This window comes from Thalassospira sp. GO-4 (genome assembly GCF_023588965.1).
Lineage (GTDB): Bacteria > Pseudomonadota > Alphaproteobacteria > Rhodospirillales > Thalassospiraceae > Thalassospira > Thalassospira povalilytica.
Window position 1 is genome coordinate 662,771 of sequence record NZ_CP097807.1, and the last position, 15,717, is coordinate 678,487.

15 protein-coding genes are annotated in these 15,717 nt (G+C 54.4%); 6 read left to right on the top strand and 9 right to left on the bottom strand.

What is annotated here, in order from left to right:
• Positions 1-5: 5 nt before the first annotated feature.
• Both M9H61_RS03195 and M9H61_RS03200 read left to right on the top strand, forming a co-directional pair.
• Entirely contained in the window at positions 6-1,004 is a 999-nt protein-coding gene (locus M9H61_RS03195) for an ABC transporter permease (protein WP_068519369.1), read from the top strand.
• Positions 1,001-2,170, top strand: coding sequence for an ABC transporter permease (locus M9H61_RS03200; RefSeq protein ID WP_250283356.1), 1,170 nt, complete (start codon positions 1,001-1,003; stop codon positions 2,168-2,170). The genes M9H61_RS03195 and M9H61_RS03200 overlap by 4 nt, the downstream gene beginning before the upstream one ends.
• An 83-nt stretch (positions 2,171-2,253) precedes the next feature.
• Here the strand turns inward: M9H61_RS03200 and M9H61_RS03205 are convergent, their stop codons facing one another.
• From M9H61_RS03205 to dusA, 4 genes are all read right to left on the bottom strand, one after another.
• Positions 2,254-3,063 (bottom strand): class I SAM-dependent methyltransferase, encoded by an 810-nt coding sequence (locus M9H61_RS03205; protein ID WP_250283358.1) that lies wholly within the window; start codon positions 3,061-3,063, stop codon positions 2,254-2,256.
• Between the two features lie 112 nt (positions 3,064-3,175).
• The gene (locus M9H61_RS03210) at positions 3,176-4,384 is read right to left on the bottom strand and encodes a 3-phenylpropionate MFS transporter (protein ID WP_250283360.1); all 1,209 of its coding nucleotides are present in this window, start codon (positions 4,382-4,384) and stop codon (positions 3,176-3,178) included.
• Positions 4,381-6,435: a bifunctional tRNA (5-methylaminomethyl-2-thiouridine)(34)-methyltransferase MnmD/FAD-dependent 5-carboxymethylaminomethyl-2-thiouridine(34) oxidoreductase MnmC gene (mnmC, locus tag M9H61_RS03215; RefSeq protein ID WP_250283362.1), complete on the bottom strand. Its 2,055-nt coding sequence runs from the start codon at positions 6,433-6,435 to the stop codon at positions 4,381-4,383. Before mnmC ends, M9H61_RS03210 begins: the two co-directional genes overlap by 4 nt.
• Positions 6,432-7,427 carry a tRNA dihydrouridine(20/20a) synthase DusA gene (gene dusA, locus M9H61_RS03220; RefSeq protein WP_068519374.1) on the bottom strand — a complete coding sequence of 332 codons (996 nt, stop codon included), beginning with the start codon at positions 7,425-7,427 and terminating at the stop codon, positions 6,432-6,434. The genes mnmC and dusA overlap by 4 nt, the downstream gene beginning before the upstream one ends.
• A 143-nt stretch (positions 7,428-7,570) precedes the next feature.
• Between dusA and M9H61_RS03225 the strand changes: the two genes are divergently transcribed.
• Positions 7,571-7,924 (top strand): ArsC/Spx/MgsR family protein, encoded by a 354-nt coding sequence (locus M9H61_RS03225; RefSeq protein ID WP_206927511.1) that lies wholly within the window; start codon positions 7,571-7,573, stop codon positions 7,922-7,924.
• A gap of 11 nt (positions 7,925-7,935) precedes the next feature.
• The gene (locus tag M9H61_RS03230; protein ID WP_250283365.1) at positions 7,936-8,610 is read left to right on the top strand and encodes an HAD family phosphatase; all 675 of its coding nucleotides are present in this window, start codon (positions 7,936-7,938) and stop codon (positions 8,608-8,610) included.
• A 94-nt stretch (positions 8,611-8,704) separates the two neighbouring features.
• Here M9H61_RS03230 and ggt read toward each other — a convergent pair whose 3' ends face one another.
• On the bottom strand, positions 8,705-10,480 hold the full coding sequence (ggt, locus tag M9H61_RS03235) for a gamma-glutamyltransferase (protein ID WP_250283366.1): 1,776 nt from the start codon (positions 10,478-10,480) through the stop codon (positions 8,705-8,707).
• Between the two features lie 116 nt (positions 10,481-10,596).
• Positions 10,597-11,433: an alpha/beta hydrolase gene (locus tag M9H61_RS03240; RefSeq protein ID WP_250283368.1), complete on the bottom strand. Its 837-nt coding sequence runs from the start codon at positions 11,431-11,433 to the stop codon at positions 10,597-10,599.
• A 246-nt stretch (positions 11,434-11,679) separates the two neighbouring features.
• On the opposite strand from M9H61_RS03240, the gene M9H61_RS03245 reads away from it, so the two are divergent.
• Both M9H61_RS03245 and M9H61_RS03250 read left to right on the top strand, forming a co-directional pair.
• Entirely contained in the window at positions 11,680-12,360 is a 681-nt protein-coding gene (locus M9H61_RS03245; RefSeq protein WP_068519378.1) for a Crp/Fnr family transcriptional regulator, read from the top strand.
• A 295-nt stretch (positions 12,361-12,655) separates the two neighbouring features.
• Positions 12,656-13,030: a DUF423 domain-containing protein gene (locus tag M9H61_RS03250; protein WP_068519379.1), complete on the top strand. Its 375-nt coding sequence runs from the start codon at positions 12,656-12,658 to the stop codon at positions 13,028-13,030.
• 135 nt (positions 13,031-13,165) lie between these two features.
• Here the strand turns inward: M9H61_RS03250 and rpmG are convergent, their stop codons facing one another.
• From rpmG to M9H61_RS03265, 3 genes are all read right to left on the bottom strand, one after another.
• The gene (rpmG, locus tag M9H61_RS03255) at positions 13,166-13,333 is read right to left on the bottom strand and encodes a 50S ribosomal protein L33 (protein WP_008890790.1); all 168 of its coding nucleotides are present in this window, start codon (positions 13,331-13,333) and stop codon (positions 13,166-13,168) included.
• A gap of 94 nt (positions 13,334-13,427) precedes the next feature.
• Positions 13,428-15,059 (bottom strand): S41 family peptidase, encoded by a 1,632-nt coding sequence (locus M9H61_RS03260; RefSeq protein ID WP_250283370.1) that lies wholly within the window; start codon positions 15,057-15,059, stop codon positions 13,428-13,430.
• A gap of 71 nt (positions 15,060-15,130) precedes the next feature.
• Entirely contained in the window at positions 15,131-15,571 is a 441-nt protein-coding gene (locus M9H61_RS03265; protein WP_250283372.1) for a DUF983 domain-containing protein, read from the bottom strand.
• Positions 15,572-15,717: the final 146 nt, after the last annotated feature.

The window sequence follows — 15,717 nt, forward strand, 5'->3', positions numbered from 1 at the left end:
CGCCGATGCTGACTTTTTTGGCAAGACGGCTTTTTGTAATGGTACCGACACTGATCCTGATCAGTGTGCTGGTATTCGTGATCATTCAGCTCCCGCCCGGGGATTTTCTGAGCACCTATCTTAATGAACTTCAGGCCCAGGGCGAGGCCGTCGATCCGGCAAAGATCGAATTTCTCAAACGGCAATACGGGCTCGATCAACCGATCTATGTGCAATATGCCGAATGGGCGTGGGGATTGTTGCACGGTGATCTCGGCTTCTCGTTTGAATATAACCTTCCAGTAAGTGACGTGGTCGGCGACCGGTTGTGGTTGTCGATGGTGCTGAATTTCAGCACGGTCATTTTCATCTATATCGTAAGCTTCCCGATCGGGATCTATTCCGCGACCCGGCAATATAGCTGGGGCGATTATGGTTTTACCCTTTTGGGCTTCCTCGGCCTCGCAATGCCGAACTTCCTGTTTGCCCTGATCCTGCTTTATTACGCCAATGTGGTCTTCGGGACGTCGATCGGTGGTCTGATGGATCCGGAATTCATCAATCAGGGCTGGTCATTTGCCAAAATCATGTCTGTCGCCGAACATCTTTGGGCGCCGGTTGTGGTGATCGGCACATCGGGGACCGCATCCATGATCCGGCGGTTGCGCGCCAATCTGCTTGATGAACTTGGCAAACAATATGTCGTTACCGCCCATGCCAAGGGCCTTTCACCGACCAAGGTGCTGTTCAAATATCCGCTGCGCATGGCGCTTAACCCGTTCATTGCCGATATTGGCAATATCCTGCCACAGGTGGTGTCGGGCTCGGTGCTGGTATCGGTGGTGATGTCATTGCCAACCACCGGGCCGATGTTGCTTGCCGCGTTGCAAAGTCAGGACATGTATCTGGCCGGGTCGTTCCTGATGTTTCTGGCGCTGCTGACCGTTGTTGGCATGTTCATTTCTGACGTATTGCTGGCCTGGCTTGATCCCCGCATTCGCTTGCAGGGAGGTGTCTCCAAATGACGACGGATGGCAACAAGCGCAACGAACATTTTGTTGATACCGCGCCCTTTGATCCCTGGGACCGCGAAGCTTTGACGCCGGAACAGGAAAAATACTATCTGGCATCGCAATGGCAATTGATGTGGTGGCGTCTTAAACGTCACCGGCTGGCGTATTTTTCTCTGATCATTCTGGCGATCATGTATGCCTCGGTGTTCATCGTCGAGTTTATCGCCCCCTATGCCCAGGAAACGCGCAATTCGGAATTCATCCATCACCCGCCACAGGCAATCCACCTGTTTCATGACGGGGAGTTTATCGGGCCATTTACCTATGGCACGGATTTCTCGGTGGATATGGAAACGCTGAAGCCGACCTATACGACCAATATGGACCGTGTTGATCCTGTCAGGTTCTTCTGTTCGGGGGATGAATATGAATTCTGGGGCATGGTGGATATGGATTTCCATTTCGTCTGTCCATCGGAAGACGGGACATTGTTCATCTTTGGAACGGACCGGCTTGGACGCGACATGTTTTCGCGCATGGTGTATGGCGCGCGCGTGTCGTTGACCATCGGACTGGTGGGGATTTCGGTCAGTTTCCTTCTGGGGATCCTGATTGGAGGTGCGGCTGGCTATTACGGGGGATGGGTGGATGCCACGGCACAGCGTGCCATTGAAGTCATCCGATCATTGCCTGAAATCCCGCTTTGGATGGCGTTGTCGGCGGCCTTGCCCGTAACCTGGAGCCCGATCCTGATCTATTTCGGGATCACCATCATTCTCGGACTGATTGACTGGACCGGGCTTGCACGTGCGGTGCGTTCAAAACTTCTGGCGCTACGTGAAGAAGACTATGCCCTTGCCGCACGCTTGATGGGGGCCAAACCCAAACGCATCATTGCCCGGCATCTGTTGCCGAATTTTGCAAGTCACCTGATTGCATCCGTGACGCTTTCAATTCCCAACATGATCCTTGGCGAAACCGCCCTCAGCTTCCTGGGGCTTGGCCTGCGTGCGCCGGTAACCAGTTGGGGCGTTCTTTTGAATGACGCCCAGAACATCAACGCCGTTGCCGTTTATCCGTGGCTGATGTTGCCTGTGGTGCCGGTGGTCATCGTTGTTCTGGCCTTCAACTTCCTTGGCGATGGCCTGCGCGATGCTGCGGATCCGTATAAGAACTAGGAAACCGCGACAACCGGTAACGACTTATAACATCAAAGGGCAGCCTGATCAGGCTGCCCTTTGATGTGTTCGGTGATATCTGTTTATCGTTTGCGCAGCCAAAGGCTGGTTTCATGTGCGCCGTCGGGAAGATGAATGCCATTGGCTATTGAATTTGTAACCAGATCATCAAGCCGGGTCGTGGCATAGGCGCTCGACCACATGATTTCAAATGCACCGCCCGCCAGCAACGCAGCAACGCCCTGTTGTTCGTTATAGCCGCGCCATTGCCAGATTTCCGGATAGTCATCGGGCAGGGTGATGTCATGGATGTGAATGATCGTTCCGCTGGGCAGGATCGGAATAACCGATGAAAACAGCAAATCGACATCGGTGCCGGGCATCAGGATATGGCTGGAATCAATCGACAGGAAATCCGACCCGACAAGATCGTTAAACACGGTCTGGTCGGCTTTCTGCACAATGCTGCGTTCGATCGTGATCGGTAGTTTGGCAATGTCGGCGCGCGGGGCGGGGTCAATGGCGTGAAACTGTGTCGGAAGATCGCCATCCTTGATGGCCCGGTAATAAAACCGTGTCGAATGACCCGATCCGATTTCTATGATCCGGTTGGGACGAAACTCGCGGGTAAAGACATAGGCCATCATCCCGTCAAGGCGCGGAAACCAGCTTTGCTGCCAGCGCGGTTCAGGCGGGGAGGCATTGCCAAAGCTGGCAAAGGCATCCTGATAAAGGGCAGCCTTGGTCAGCCAGGCTTTCATCGTCGGGGCGGCCTGTTCCATCATGGCTTCAATCGCCGGATATGTCGGCCGTCCGACCGCCTTTTGAGTTTCCGCGGCATAGCGATAAGGGATGAAATATCCCGCCGGTTCGGATCCGAAAAGCGTCTTCAAACCGAGTTTCCAACGGCGCATTCTGCGTGAGAACGGCATCGACGTCATATTGGCAGTCCTTATGGTCAAACGGTTTGAACACGGATTGTGCTGTTATGTGGTGCACAAGACATTAATCACAAAACGTTTTGTCTTCACCACGCCAGCTTCGCACAAGCCAGAAGGCGAATACCAGCGCAATCCCCGAAAGACCAGCCATGAAGTAATAGGCATGTGAACCAAATTGCTCATAAAGCGGCCCGGATGCCCAGATGCTGCTGCCCAGAAATACACCCATCGACAATGTCGCCATCAGGCTTTGTGCCGATGTGGCAAGCTGTTGCGGGATGGCGCGCGCAATAAAGCTCACCGCTGCCAGATGGGTGATGCCAAATGTCATGGCATGAAGCGGCTGAACAAGCACGATCATCCAGACATTGTCGCTGGACCCCAAAACCGTCCAGCGCAGGATACCGGCCATCGCACCAAGCGAAAACAGAATGCCCGGATGGCGTCCGCGAACAAACCTGCCTGCAACCGCAAACAGGACAATCTCGGCAACCACGCCGATTGACCAGAACATGCCGATCATTTCATGCGAATAACCGACCGATTCCCAATGGACAGAGGCAAAACTGTAATAGGTGCCATGTGCCCCCTGTGCAAAGCCGATGCAGCCCAGATAAACCAGAAATACTGGTTTGCGCAGCAAATAGATCAGGGATGATCCCGAACGCAACGGACGATCGGTTTGGGGATCGGGCATACGGGTGGTGATGACAAAATTGACAATGCCGGCAATGAACAGCATCCAGACGATCCATTGCGTCGATGTCCCGTCCAGAACCCAGCCGGCACCGTATGACGCCACAATGAAGGCAAGCGACCCCCACAGGCGGACACGCCCGTAATCAAGTTCCCGTGCCTTGCATTCATGCACGGTAATGGTCGTGCCAAGCGGCAATAGCGGCGAAAAGGTAAAACCGATCACCACCGATAACGCGGCAAGCCACCAGAAATTGCTTGATACCGGGAAGGCCAGAATTGACAGCACATAAATGCCCGCCAGCCACAGCATCGGCGTTTTGCGATTGCCGGTGCGATCGGCCCGCTGTGCGATCAGCGGGTCGGCAAATACCCGCACCCAGTTGGGCAGGGACAAAAGAATGCCGATTTCACCGGCCGATAATCCCTGCGCCTTCAGCCATACCGGCCAATAGGGCAGGAACACCCCCTGAATCAAAAACAGGCCAGAAAAAAACAGGGCAAGCACGGTCGCTGTTTTCATGCTATCCGGGTCTTTTTGCGGGGCGGCGTTCATTGTGGTGGCTTGGTCATTCATGTTGTGATCTGGCGACGTTTCAGCCCGCGAATGACAAAGCGTGCCGGATGTATGGCATCCATCAGGGATTTTTCCAAAGGCAACGGCATGGCGCAAATCTCGCTGGCAAGAATTTCGGCGGCAAGCGGGGCACCAATCAGTCCACGCGCCCCGAACCCGGTACAGATATACACGTCTTTGTGGTAAGGCGCACGGATATATCGCGCGCCTTTTTTCCCTTTATCTATATCGTGATAGCACGAAAGATAGCGGTCAAAATCCGGTGCAGGCCCGATCAGCGGCAAGTGATCGGCTGTGGTGGTACGGACCGCCGCCCGACCGTCAAGTGTCTTGTTCGACAAATGTTCAGACAGTGCCGGAAGGATTTTCGATAACTGTCTGATATTAAATGCATGATCGCTTTCGCGGATATCTGTTTTGGCATCATCGCGCCCAAACGTTGCCCCGATCACGTGCATGCCGTCACGTTGGGGGGTGATATATCCCTTATAGCTTAGAACACAACGCATGTTAGCGCTAACATACGTCTCGGCCAATGCGTCGGCCGGGCAATAGGTAATCTGCCCGCGGACCGGGTTAAGGTGATCGGAAAGCCAACTGGTCTGGGCAAGGTTTGCGGTTTCGAGGGCACCGGCGATCACCACCGTATCAAACGGACCAAATTCGCGGCCATCGTTGCTGCGCAGTCGCTTGCCATCCGGGGTATCAATGATTTCGGAAATACAGGTCGCAAGCTGACATTCGATATCTGCTGTCAGGGCGCGGACAAAAGATGGCGGATGGACCCATCCGGCAGAAGGATAGAACACCCCGTCCATCGGAACCGGAATGCCCAGCATGTTGCTGGCTTCATCGCTGGTCATGGCCCGCACAAGGTCGGGTTTGTCATGCAAGCGGCCGATCAGACCGTCAAGACGTTCACGTTTGCGCGGACTGGTCGCAAGGTCCAGCACCCCGCAAAAATCGGCCTCGACCTTGCCCTGGTCGGCCAGGCGTTTGACCATGCGATGACTGAACCGATACCCGGCCTCGTAGAAACGGCCCATGATCGCATGATCAACCGTCAGATATGGTTCGAGCATCCCGATCGGATTGCCCGATGCGGCTTGGGCAAGGTCGCGATGCTGTTCGAACAGAACCACCTTGCAGTCACGCTGATGCAGGGCATTCGCGCAGGCGGCCCCGGCCATGCCGCCGCCAATAACGGCAACGGCTTTTGCTTTGGTTTTGGTCACACCGGGCAGGTGAAACCACGGATCATCGGCAATTTCATAGCGGGCCTCATCATCGGCAAGTTCCGGTTGGCGGGCCGGAAGGTTTGCCGTGATCATGTCGCGCTTATAGGCAAAGCCTTTGCGTTTGCTAACCTCGAAACCGGCACTTTCCAGCCCGTCACGGGCAATGCGGGCGGCCGTAAAGGTCGCAAGTGTCGCACCAGCCGGGTTTGATGCCGCTGCCAGCGCCGAGAACAGGGATGGTTGCCACATATCGGGATTGCGCGACGGGGCAAAGCCGTCAAGAAACCAGCAATCAATTGCCCCGGAATATCCCGACCAGCAGTCGATCGCATCCCCGATCAAAAGCGTCAGGGTGATTGCGCCATCAGCAAGGATAAATCGGTGAATACCGGGCAGCATTGTTTCATGGGGCCAGACATTGCCAAGTTGTTCTGACAAGTCTGCCAGTTCCGGCCGGCTTCGATGCGCGCGGATCATGTCATCGCGCGATAACGGGTATTTTTCGACCGAAACAAAGTGCAGGCGTTTGGACCGATCCGGATCCTGTGCCCAGCATTGCCACGCCGCCAGAAAATTCAGCCCGGTGCCAAATCCCGTTTCACCAATGGTAAAATTGTCTTTGCCTTGCCAGGCCGTCGGCAAATTGTTGCCATCGACGAACACATAATGTGTTTCAGCAAGCCCGTCTTTGGGATTGTAATAAACATCGCCAAAATGCGGGGAAAACGGGACATCGCCGTCGCGCCAGGTTATCGCGCCGGCTTTGGCAGGGGCGTCATTTTCCCCGATGACGTCATGGTCCCGTGCTGTCATGCAGACAGGGCCTCGTCATCACGTTCGGGCACCAGTGCCAGTGCTTCGCGCACGACTTCGGTTCCGGCACCTTTGCGATGGGCATTTTCGCTGAGATAACGACGCCATTGCTTGGCACCACGCATTTGCTGGAACAGGCCAAGCATGTGACGGGTGACATGACCAATGGTGGCATTTTCTTCGGTAAGATGTTGCTCGATATAGGGCAACATGGCTTCGACCACCTGATGACGGGTCAGCGGTTTGGCATCATCGCCATAAAAGCGACGGTCGACATCGGCCAGAATATAGGGGTTCTGATAGGCTTCGCGTCCAATCATCACACCATCAACATGTTTAAGGTGCTCTTCGGTTTCATCAAGCGTCTTGATGCCGCCATTGATCAGAATTTCGAGTTCCGGGAATTCCTGTTTAAGCTGATAGACCAACTCGTATTTCAGGGGCGGGACTTCGCGGTTTTCTTTGGGTGATAGACCTTTGAGCCAGGCCTTGCGGGCATGGACAATGAATGTTTTGCACCCGGCATTGGCAACGGTTTCGGTGAACCGTTTAAGCGATGGATAGTCTTCCTGATCATCAATACCGATCCGGTTTTTGACGGTAACCGGCGCGTCACTGGCAGCGATCATTGATTTGACGCAGTCGGCCACAACATCGGGTGTCCCCATCAGGCAAGCCCCGAACGCACCATTTTGCACCCGATCTGACGGGCAGCCGCAATTCAGATTAATCTCGTCATAGGCATATTGATTGGCGATGTCGCAGGCACGTGCCAGATCATCCGGATCGCTGCCGCCAAGCTGAAGCGCAACCGGGTGTTCCGCCGCGTTATAGCGCAGATGCCGGTCAACGCCGCCATGAATGATCGCGCCTGTTGTGACCATTTCGGTATAAAGCAACGTATGACGACTGATCTGGCGCAAGAAATAGCGATCATGCCGATCCGTCCAGTCCATCATCGGGGCGACGGAAATACGTCGATTAACAGTCATATGCCTACCGTTTGTGTTCAAAGCGGGTGAATGGGGTTGCCGTATTCCAAGCGCCGTCTTTATATAGGTTCAGGGATTAAGGGTCAAAACCGATTGAGCGATGCATGGCTGCATCCCGAGTTTGAAAATTAACAGGAATAGATATGGTCACGATTTACGGCATCAAGAATTGCGATACTGTCCGCAAAACCCTGAAATGGTTCGATGCACAAGGTGTTGAAAACAAATTGCATGATTTCCGTGCGGACGGCATTGATGCCAAAACCATCGAAGGATGGCTTGATGAAGTCGGTGGCGCGGTGCTGATCAATAAACGCGGGCCAAGCTATCGCAATCTGTCTGATGCCGATAAGGCAACGCTGGAGCAGGGCGGGGCAAAGGCCGCAGAAATTCTTGCTGCCAACCCGACTGTGATCAAACGGCCGGTCGTTGATTTCGGTGCGACCCGTTCGGTCGCCTATGATGAAAAACGCTGGACGGAACTGGCGGGCCTTTAAGGGTATCTGACATGACAAAGCCGGTTATTCGTGGCGTGATCTTTGATTGCGACGGTGTTCTTGTGGACACGGAAACACTTGCCTGTCGTGTTCTGACCGAACAGCTGTGTGAATATGGCTGTGATATGGACATGACAAAGACCCATGATCTTTTCATCGGCGGGACGCTTGCGATGGTGCCCCCGAAAATGAAGGAACTGTTTGACATCACCTTGCCAGAAGACTGGCTTGCGGAATGTTATGAACGGACCTTTGTGGCGTTTCGCAATGATCTGGAACCGTTTACCGATCTGGGACCGATCCTTGATCTTCTAGATCACCACGGCATTCCGATGGCGGTTGGCAGTAACGGCCCCCATAACAAGATGGATGTTTCACTGGGCAAGGTCGGGATCAAGGATCGCTTCGGGGATCGGATCTGTTCGGCCCATGACGTCAAAAATGCCAAACCGCATCCGGATGTCTATTTGCTGGCGGCGGAAAGAATGGGGCTGCCGATCACGGACTGCGTGGTCGTTGATGACAGCCAGAATGGGGTCAGGGCGGGCGTGGCATCGGGGGCAACAACCGTCGGGTTGGTTGACATCACACCGGCAGAGTATCTGCGTGATGCCGGTGCTCATTTCATTGCCAATGATCATAAGGATTTGCACAGCCTGTTTGAAAGCTGGATCACAGCAGCCTGAATAACCGCCGATCACGGCAAAGATAAAAGGGCGGAACAGTATCACTGCTGTTCCGCCCTTGTTGTTGCATGGTGTTTTGCTACGCTTGTTTGGCCTAATTTCCGATAACCAGTCCCTCGCGGCGCGGATCGGCGCCACCAATCAATGTATCTTCGGTGATCATGATGGCGTGAATGCCGGAATTAAGGTCCTGGATACTGGTTTTAAAACCCATTACCTCCAACTCGGCTGCAAGTGATGTGGCGGGTGTGCCCGCCTCGATATCAAGTGTACCAAACCGGTTGACCAGATGGGGCATGTTGATGGCTTCTTGCGGGGACATGTTCCAATCAATCATTGCGATGAGTGACTGGGCGACATACCCGATAATGCGCGACCCGCCCGGAGAGCCGACGGCAATGAACGGTTTGTCATCTTTCATCACGATGGTCGGGGCCATGGACGATCGCGGGCGTTTACCCGGTTCTAGCCGGTTGGCGATGGGAACGCCGTCCTTGTGCGTGCGGAATGAAAAATCGGTCAACTCGTTATTGAGCATGAAGCCGTTCACCATAAGCCGCGAACCAAAGCCGTTTTCGATGGTTGTTGTCATCGACACGACATTGCCATAGCTGTCGACAATCGAAAAATGGCTGGTACTCGGGAGTTCGATGGCCTCATCATCGGCAAGCTTCATCGCATGGCTAAAGGATGGCAAGCCGGCTTCGACGTTATCAAGGGCACGTGTGCTGGTAAGCAATTTGGACCGTTCACCAAGATAGTCCTTATCGAGCAATCCGCTTAACGGCATCGGGACAAAATCGATATCGGCCATATACCGGCCGCGATCGGCAAAGGCCAGCCGCGATGCATCCCCGATCAGGCGCCAGCTTTCAGCCGCATTCGGCCCAAGCGTTGCGATGTCATAAGGCTCGATCAGGCCAAGGATTTGTCCGACCGTAAGTGCGCCTGACGATGGCGGGCCCATGCCACAAATGTCATAGCCGCGATATTCGGCACAGACCGGCTGGCGTTCCTTGACCTGATAATTGGCAAAGTCACGCATGGATAAAACGCCGGGGTTCCAGGTCGCACCTTTGATTTTGGCAACAATGTCCCGTGCGATGGACCCGTAATAGAAGTTTTCAGTGCCATGTTGGGCTAGATCGCGCAATGTGGCCGCATAATCCGGATTGCGCAGGGTCGTCCCGGCCGCAATCGGAGTGCCATTGCTGTTAAAGAAATAATTCCGTGCCGTCGGGTCGCGCGACAATTTTTCCTGATCTGCCGCGATCAATGACGCCAGGCGTTCGGAAACCGCAAATCCGGCATCCGCACGTGCGATGGCTGGCGACAGGACGACCGGCCAGTCAAGTTGCCCCCATTTTTCATGGGCCGTTTTCAATAATGCCGGGGTGCCCGGTGTCCCAACGGACCGGCCACCGACAACCGCGTCATAGAATTTAAGCGGTTCGCCATTGTCATCCTGAAACAGGGTGGGGGTCGCGTCAAGCGGGGCGGTTTCACGGCCATCAAGGGTGGTGAGAGTGCCGCTTTGTGCGTCGTAATAAACAAGAAAGGCCCCGCCACCAAGGCCGGACGACTGTGGTTCAACAAGGCCCAGCATCGTTTGGACAGCAACCATGGCATCAATGGCATTGCCGCCCTGTTGCAGAATATCTGCACCAGCCTTTGCGGCATGCGGATTGGCTGCCGAAACCATCCAGTGTCGAGCGTGAATGTCTGTGCGCGGGGCGGATGTGGCGGTACCGTTTTCCGGGGCAACGGCATCGGTGGCCTGTTGTGCTGTTGCCGATGTGCTGATCGTGCCTGCGATCCCCGCCATGGCAATGACGGGAAGGATCCGGATCAATGGGAAAAGACTGTTCATGTGGGGCATGTCACCAACCTTTGTTCTGGCTAAGGTGAACATGCTCCCAGAAATTGTCTGTGATTTAAAGCCATCGTTTTGCAGCGGATCAAAAGTTCACCACAAATGATCGATGATCATGCCGCGCTTTTGTTGCCCTTGGTGCGCTGCTGGGTCACCAGCTTGACCTGAAGCCATTCAAGCATCGTCTCGGCAACCTTTTCCCAGTTTTTATCAAGCATCATGGCGTGGTGAATATCATCAACCAGCGCATAGTCGGCGTGATATTTCCTGGCAGTGTGGTGGATCAGTTCGCTTTGAATGATTTCATCATCGTGGGCCCCGATCACCAGCATTGCCGGTGCTTCGTCCGCGGTCAGGAAAATCGGATTGGCGCCCATCATATCAAGAAGTGCGCGCTGACTTTCCGTTTCCAGACGCCCGAAATAGATCATGCCTTCATCTTCGGCGATGTCGGGCGACAGCATGGCGCGGCCCAGTCGTTCGCGCAAAAATGTGTGCGGGCCGATTGCCTGAAGCCAGGCTATCTGAAAATAAAGATCGGGCTGGGCCATCGCCATCATGGCATTGCTGGCCAGAAGGCCTTCGGGCGGGACCGATGCCATCAGAATGGCGGCTTCGGCGGTGTGCTGTTCCAGATATTTCTGAATGATATAGCCGCCCATTGAATGGCCGATCAGAACCGGCGTCTGTCCCAGTGTGTCGACAACTTCTTCCAGATCCTCGACATAATCATCAATCGAGGCAAGGCTGCGTAATTGTCGTCCGCCACTGCCACCGTGACCTCTGAGTGAAAAGGATACGGTTTCAAATCCCTTGTCGGCAAACCAGTTCAGGAAATGCTCGTTCCAGCACCAGGCACCAGTAAAGGCCCCGTGCACGAAGACAAGCGGGTGTTTGCTTTTGGGTTTGCCCGTCGGACTGCGGCGGAAAATTTCCAGTTCTGGACTCATGCTGGGTCTCCTAAAGGAAACAGGACCAATATGTGATGAAGTCGTATGGGAAATTCTGCCAACATGTTCGCACATGCAGCATGGTCATGTCTATCGGGATGTGCTGATTTGCATCTTGTTGCAATAGATTGTCAGTGCCTGGTTGTTTGCTTATGATTGTGTTCGGGACAGTGGAAGTATCAAGAGGGGCAGCGTCAGAGTTGCCAATTCGAATAACAACAACAGCGCAACATAAAGCATGGGTTCATGACCAAATTATCTGTCGTTGGCATTTTTGCTAACCTCGACGAAGACGCACTTGGGGACGTTGAACGTCACATCAATCGCAAAACATATGCAGCCGGTGCCCAGATCATCGAGCCCGAAGCAGACAGTTCAGACGTCTATCTGATTTTGTCGGGCCGTGTACGGATCGTGAATTATTCCCTGTCGGGGCGCGAAATCACGCTTGAAGAAATCGGTGCTGGCGGTTGTGTCGGTCAATTGTCCGCGATTGACGGGGAACCCAGATCGGCCTGTGTTTTTGCTGTGGATGATACGGATGTCGGGATTTTGAGCCCCGCGAACTTTGAAAAAGTTGTCAAAAGTCATCCGTCTGTGGCCTGGAATGTGATCAGCGAACTGGCGCGGATTGTGCGCACATCAACGCGCCGGATTGTCGATGTCAGCACGCTTGGTGCAAACGAACGGGTCATTGCCGAAATCCTGCGTCGGGCGCAACAGGTTTGCGATGACAAGGGGGCGGCAACCTTGTCGCCAGTACCGGTGCATTCCGAGGTGGCCGGCCGTGTAAGCACGTCGCGCGAAACCGTTGCGCGCGTGATGGGAAGCCTTGGCCGCAAGGGGCTGGTCAACAAGATTGACAGCGGATTGCATGTTCCAGATGTCCGTCGCCTTGAAGAATTCCTGAGCGAGTCCATTCACTGATCGTCTTACGGATCGTCGGTAAAATTGCCAAAAACGCTGTTTCTGCTCGGAAATGTCACAAAATGAACGATTTTTCGATCAGTTGTGATGGCTGTCACAGAAATAGCGAGTATGCGCAGGTAGTAATAATCTTGTGACGGGCATTTCGATGGTCCGGCACATCTCCCCCAAGAGAGTTTACTGGCCGTACTTTTTAGTACGGCCATTTTTTTTGCGTTTTCGCATGGCGATGGTGCGGATGCCTTTGTAATCTGACGCGATTATTCAGCATCATTAACGCAAAAGGATGGCAGGAATGCGGTTATCGGTTGTGATGGCGGGGCTTAACGGGGCGATGGCGGTTGCCCTGGGCGCCTTTGCTGCCCACGGGATGGCAGGGACGGATATGGAATATGCGCGAAGCCTGGTTGAGAAGGGCGCGCATTATCAGCTTGTTCACGGGGTTGCACTGGCCGCGATTGCAGGCCTTGTGCATCATGTCCCTGACGAAAAGCTTTTGCGGATTGCGGCTTATGCGATGCTGGCTGGCATCCTGTTTTTCTGCGGATCGCTTTATGTCATCGCCTTTAGCGGTATTTCCGGGTTTGGGGCAATTGCCCCGATTGGCGGTGTATCGTTCATTGCAGGCTGGCTTGCGCTTGCGGCGGCGGGGTATCGCCGGTTTGCATAGCCAGGACGGGGAATACCATGCCCGATCCGTCGGGCTGGCGTTTTGGTCTGAAGCCTGGAAATAAAAAAAAGACGTGACCCGAAGGGCACGTCTTTTTTTTAAATCGTCCAAGTAGTCCGGTTCCGAAGAACCTGATTACTTCATTTTCGCTTCTTTGAACACGACGTGCTTACGCACGACCGGGTCGTACTTGCGAAACTGGAATTTCTCGGTGGTATTCCGCGGGTTCTTCTTAACAACATAGAAGTAACCGGTGTCTGCGGTGCTTACCAACTTTACGAGGATCGAAGCGGGCTTCGCCATGTCTCTGCATCCTGTGTTCAGGTGTATCTCAGGCGGCGGAACATAAAGGTTATCGCCAGAGTGTCAAGCCATTTTGGCAAAAAAGAATGCATTTTTAATGCGCGTCGAAAGTATCGGCGATTTCCTGCTGTCCGACAAAGGCGAGATTCTTGTAATCAGGGCTGTTTTTCAGCAATTCCAATGCAACTTTGATGTCAAATTCGTCATTGTTACTGTGGGCCGGGCAGACGCTTCGAAGTTCCCGGCGGCTTTTTTCATCCCGATAATCAAGGGTGCGCCATTTGGTCAGCATGCTGGCCGTCTGATCACGCTGTGACAGGGCGGTTGAAACCCGGTGCACCGGGGTATCATTATCATTTGATTGCGTGCAGATCGCCGGGAACAGTCCGATTCTGTCAAATGTATAGCCCGACGGGGCCGTCATCCGCGACCAGGTAAAGGTCAAGGTGCCATGGTTTGGCAAATCATTGATTGCCTGAACCGATCCTTTGCCAAAGCTGGTGGATCCGACAAGCACAGCACGATTGCGATCCTGAAGGGCCGCAGCAACCAGTTCGGCCGATGATGCGGTGCGCCCGTCGATCAGGACAATCAGCGGTGCACCCTTGGTCAGGTCGCTATTGCCGGCCCGGAACGTATGGCGGGCGGCCATGACGCGCGAAAATGTGTTGCCGATCGGGCCGTTTTCAAGGAACAGGTCGGCCACAGCGACCCCCTGTTGCAGCAAACCGCCGCGATTTCCCCGCAAATCAAGGATAACCCCCTTAAGGCCGCCATCATAAAGTTGCGCCTTAAGGATGTTGTCGCCCAATGTGCTGGCGGTTGCACTGTTGAAGCTGGTGATGCGGGCAATCAGGATATTGTCGCGGGTTTCGGCAAAAACGGTCCGGTCAATGACACGTTCGCGCATGATTTCAACCGGGACAATCGCCCGATTGTCGGCCTTGTTGATGTCGATGGTTACCCGTGTGCCTTCTTCGCCATGAAGAAGATCGGCGGTATAGGTGCTGGTCTTGCCATACATGTCTTCGCCATTGACCGCGACAATCTGATCCCCGGGATGCAGTCCGGCCTTGGCGGCCGGGCTTTCGGGATGCACCAGTTTCACCACCGGATAGCCGTCACCGCCGATAACGCGAATGCCGATGCCGATATATCCGTCACGCCGGTTGCGCGCCGTTTCGGCCTGTTTGGGGCCTTCATAGCGGCTGTAACGGTCTAGGTTGCGAATGGCGCCACTGACCAGGGCGGCCTGAACATCAAGGGTGTCACTATTGCGCAGCACCGGTGAATAGGCCCGATAGGTGCCAAGCCCGCGCAGGGTGATTTCAGACCAGATCTGGTTGCCTTCAACACTTGTCTGATCATAGTTGGTCTGCGGAAGGGCAATGGTTTGCACCGTCTTGCCGTCATATTGCAAGACCAGGTTATCCGGGGTGATGTCGACCCGGATGTTGTCATCGATTTCAGACAGGCCATCAAGGGTGTTGACCAGAATCTGATCGCGGCTGATCGGATCAATATACCGGGTAGCGACAAGATCGATTGTCTGGGTGACCAGTTCGCGGGTTTGCGGATCATCCGGGGCGGTGATCCCGGCAACCTGCGGGGTGCCACAAGCCGCCTGTAAAAGGCAAAGCCCAAGCGTAGCCCCGATACGCCGCCAATGGCGCAAGCTGGTCTTAAGACAAAGGTCTTCAATGCGGGGCCGGCCAATCGTGACCAAGGGAAACATCCGACTAATTTTGGAAATCCAAGTTACTTATTCTAAAGGAAAATGTGCCCGATAGCCAATGACTATCCTTTGATGCGCATGGCCCACTGGGTGCCAAGCACCGCGCCTTTGATAAAGGGCAGGAAACCAAGGCACAGCAACACGGTCGCCGGCAGCCAGATCGACATTTGCATCCAAAGCGACGGCTTGATTGTTTGCTCCATCATCAGAACGCCGGGCACAACGATATGTCCGACCAGAAAGATGGTGAAATAGGGCGGTGCATCGTCACAGCGATATTCACCAATCGGGTGACTGCAAACATCACATGCCGGGCGCAGTTTGAGATACCCGCCAAATGCAAGCCCGTGGCCGCAATTGGGGCACTTGCGCCGGAACCCGCGCCGAAGACCAAGCAGCAACCGCTTGCCGCTATCGGTCGGGCCGGAAAGGCTATCTTTGGTATGGGACGAGGACGTCATGTCGCGAAGGGGATCGTTCTGATCGTTGTGGGGCATGGTCATGGGGCGCTTAACTCCTGTTTCTTTTCTGCCCGCACTTGATCCAAAGGGCAAAAAGGGGCATTGAAACGGTATGCCATCATCATGATGTTCAATAGCGCAAGCAAGTAAAATCGACCCGTTCTAATCACCCTATGGGCGACTTTGCG

Bases quoted from the DNA above. Each gene is read 5' to 3' on its own strand.
- M9H61_RS03195 (WP_068519369.1), top strand. From the start codon at position 6: ATGCTGACTTTTTTGGCAAGACGGCTTTTTGTAATGGTACCGACACTG.
- M9H61_RS03200 (WP_250283356.1), top strand. From the start codon at position 1,001: ATGACGACGGATGGCAACAAGCGCAACGAACATTTTGTTGATACCGCG.
- M9H61_RS03210 (WP_250283360.1), bottom strand. From the start codon at position 4,384: ATGAATGACCAAGCCACCACAATGAACGCCGCCCCGCAAAAAGACCCG.
- mnmC (WP_250283362.1), bottom strand. From the start codon at position 6,435: ATGACAGCACGGGACCATGACGTCATCGGGGAAAATGACGCCCCTGCC.
- dusA (WP_068519374.1), bottom strand. From the start codon at position 7,427: ATGACTGTTAATCGACGTATTTCCGTCGCCCCGATGATGGACTGGACG.
- M9H61_RS03225 (WP_206927511.1), top strand. From the start codon at position 7,571: ATGGTCACGATTTACGGCATCAAGAATTGCGATACTGTCCGCAAAACC.
- M9H61_RS03230 (WP_250283365.1), top strand. From the start codon at position 7,936: ATGACAAAGCCGGTTATTCGTGGCGTGATCTTTGATTGCGACGGTGTT.
- ggt (WP_250283366.1), bottom strand. From the start codon at position 10,480: ATGAACAGTCTTTTCCCATTGATCCGGATCCTTCCCGTCATTGCCATG.
- M9H61_RS03240 (WP_250283368.1), bottom strand. From the start codon at position 11,433: ATGAGTCCAGAACTGGAAATTTTCCGCCGCAGTCCGACGGGCAAACCC.
- M9H61_RS03245 (WP_068519378.1), top strand. From the start codon at position 11,680: ATGACCAAATTATCTGTCGTTGGCATTTTTGCTAACCTCGACGAAGAC.
- M9H61_RS03250 (WP_068519379.1), top strand. From the start codon at position 12,656: ATGCGGTTATCGGTTGTGATGGCGGGGCTTAACGGGGCGATGGCGGTT.
- rpmG (WP_008890790.1), bottom strand. From the start codon at position 13,333: ATGGCGAAGCCCGCTTCGATCCTCGTAAAGTTGGTAAGCACCGCAGAC.
- M9H61_RS03265 (WP_250283372.1), bottom strand. From the start codon at position 15,571: ATGACCATGCCCCACAACGATCAGAACGATCCCCTTCGCGACATGACG.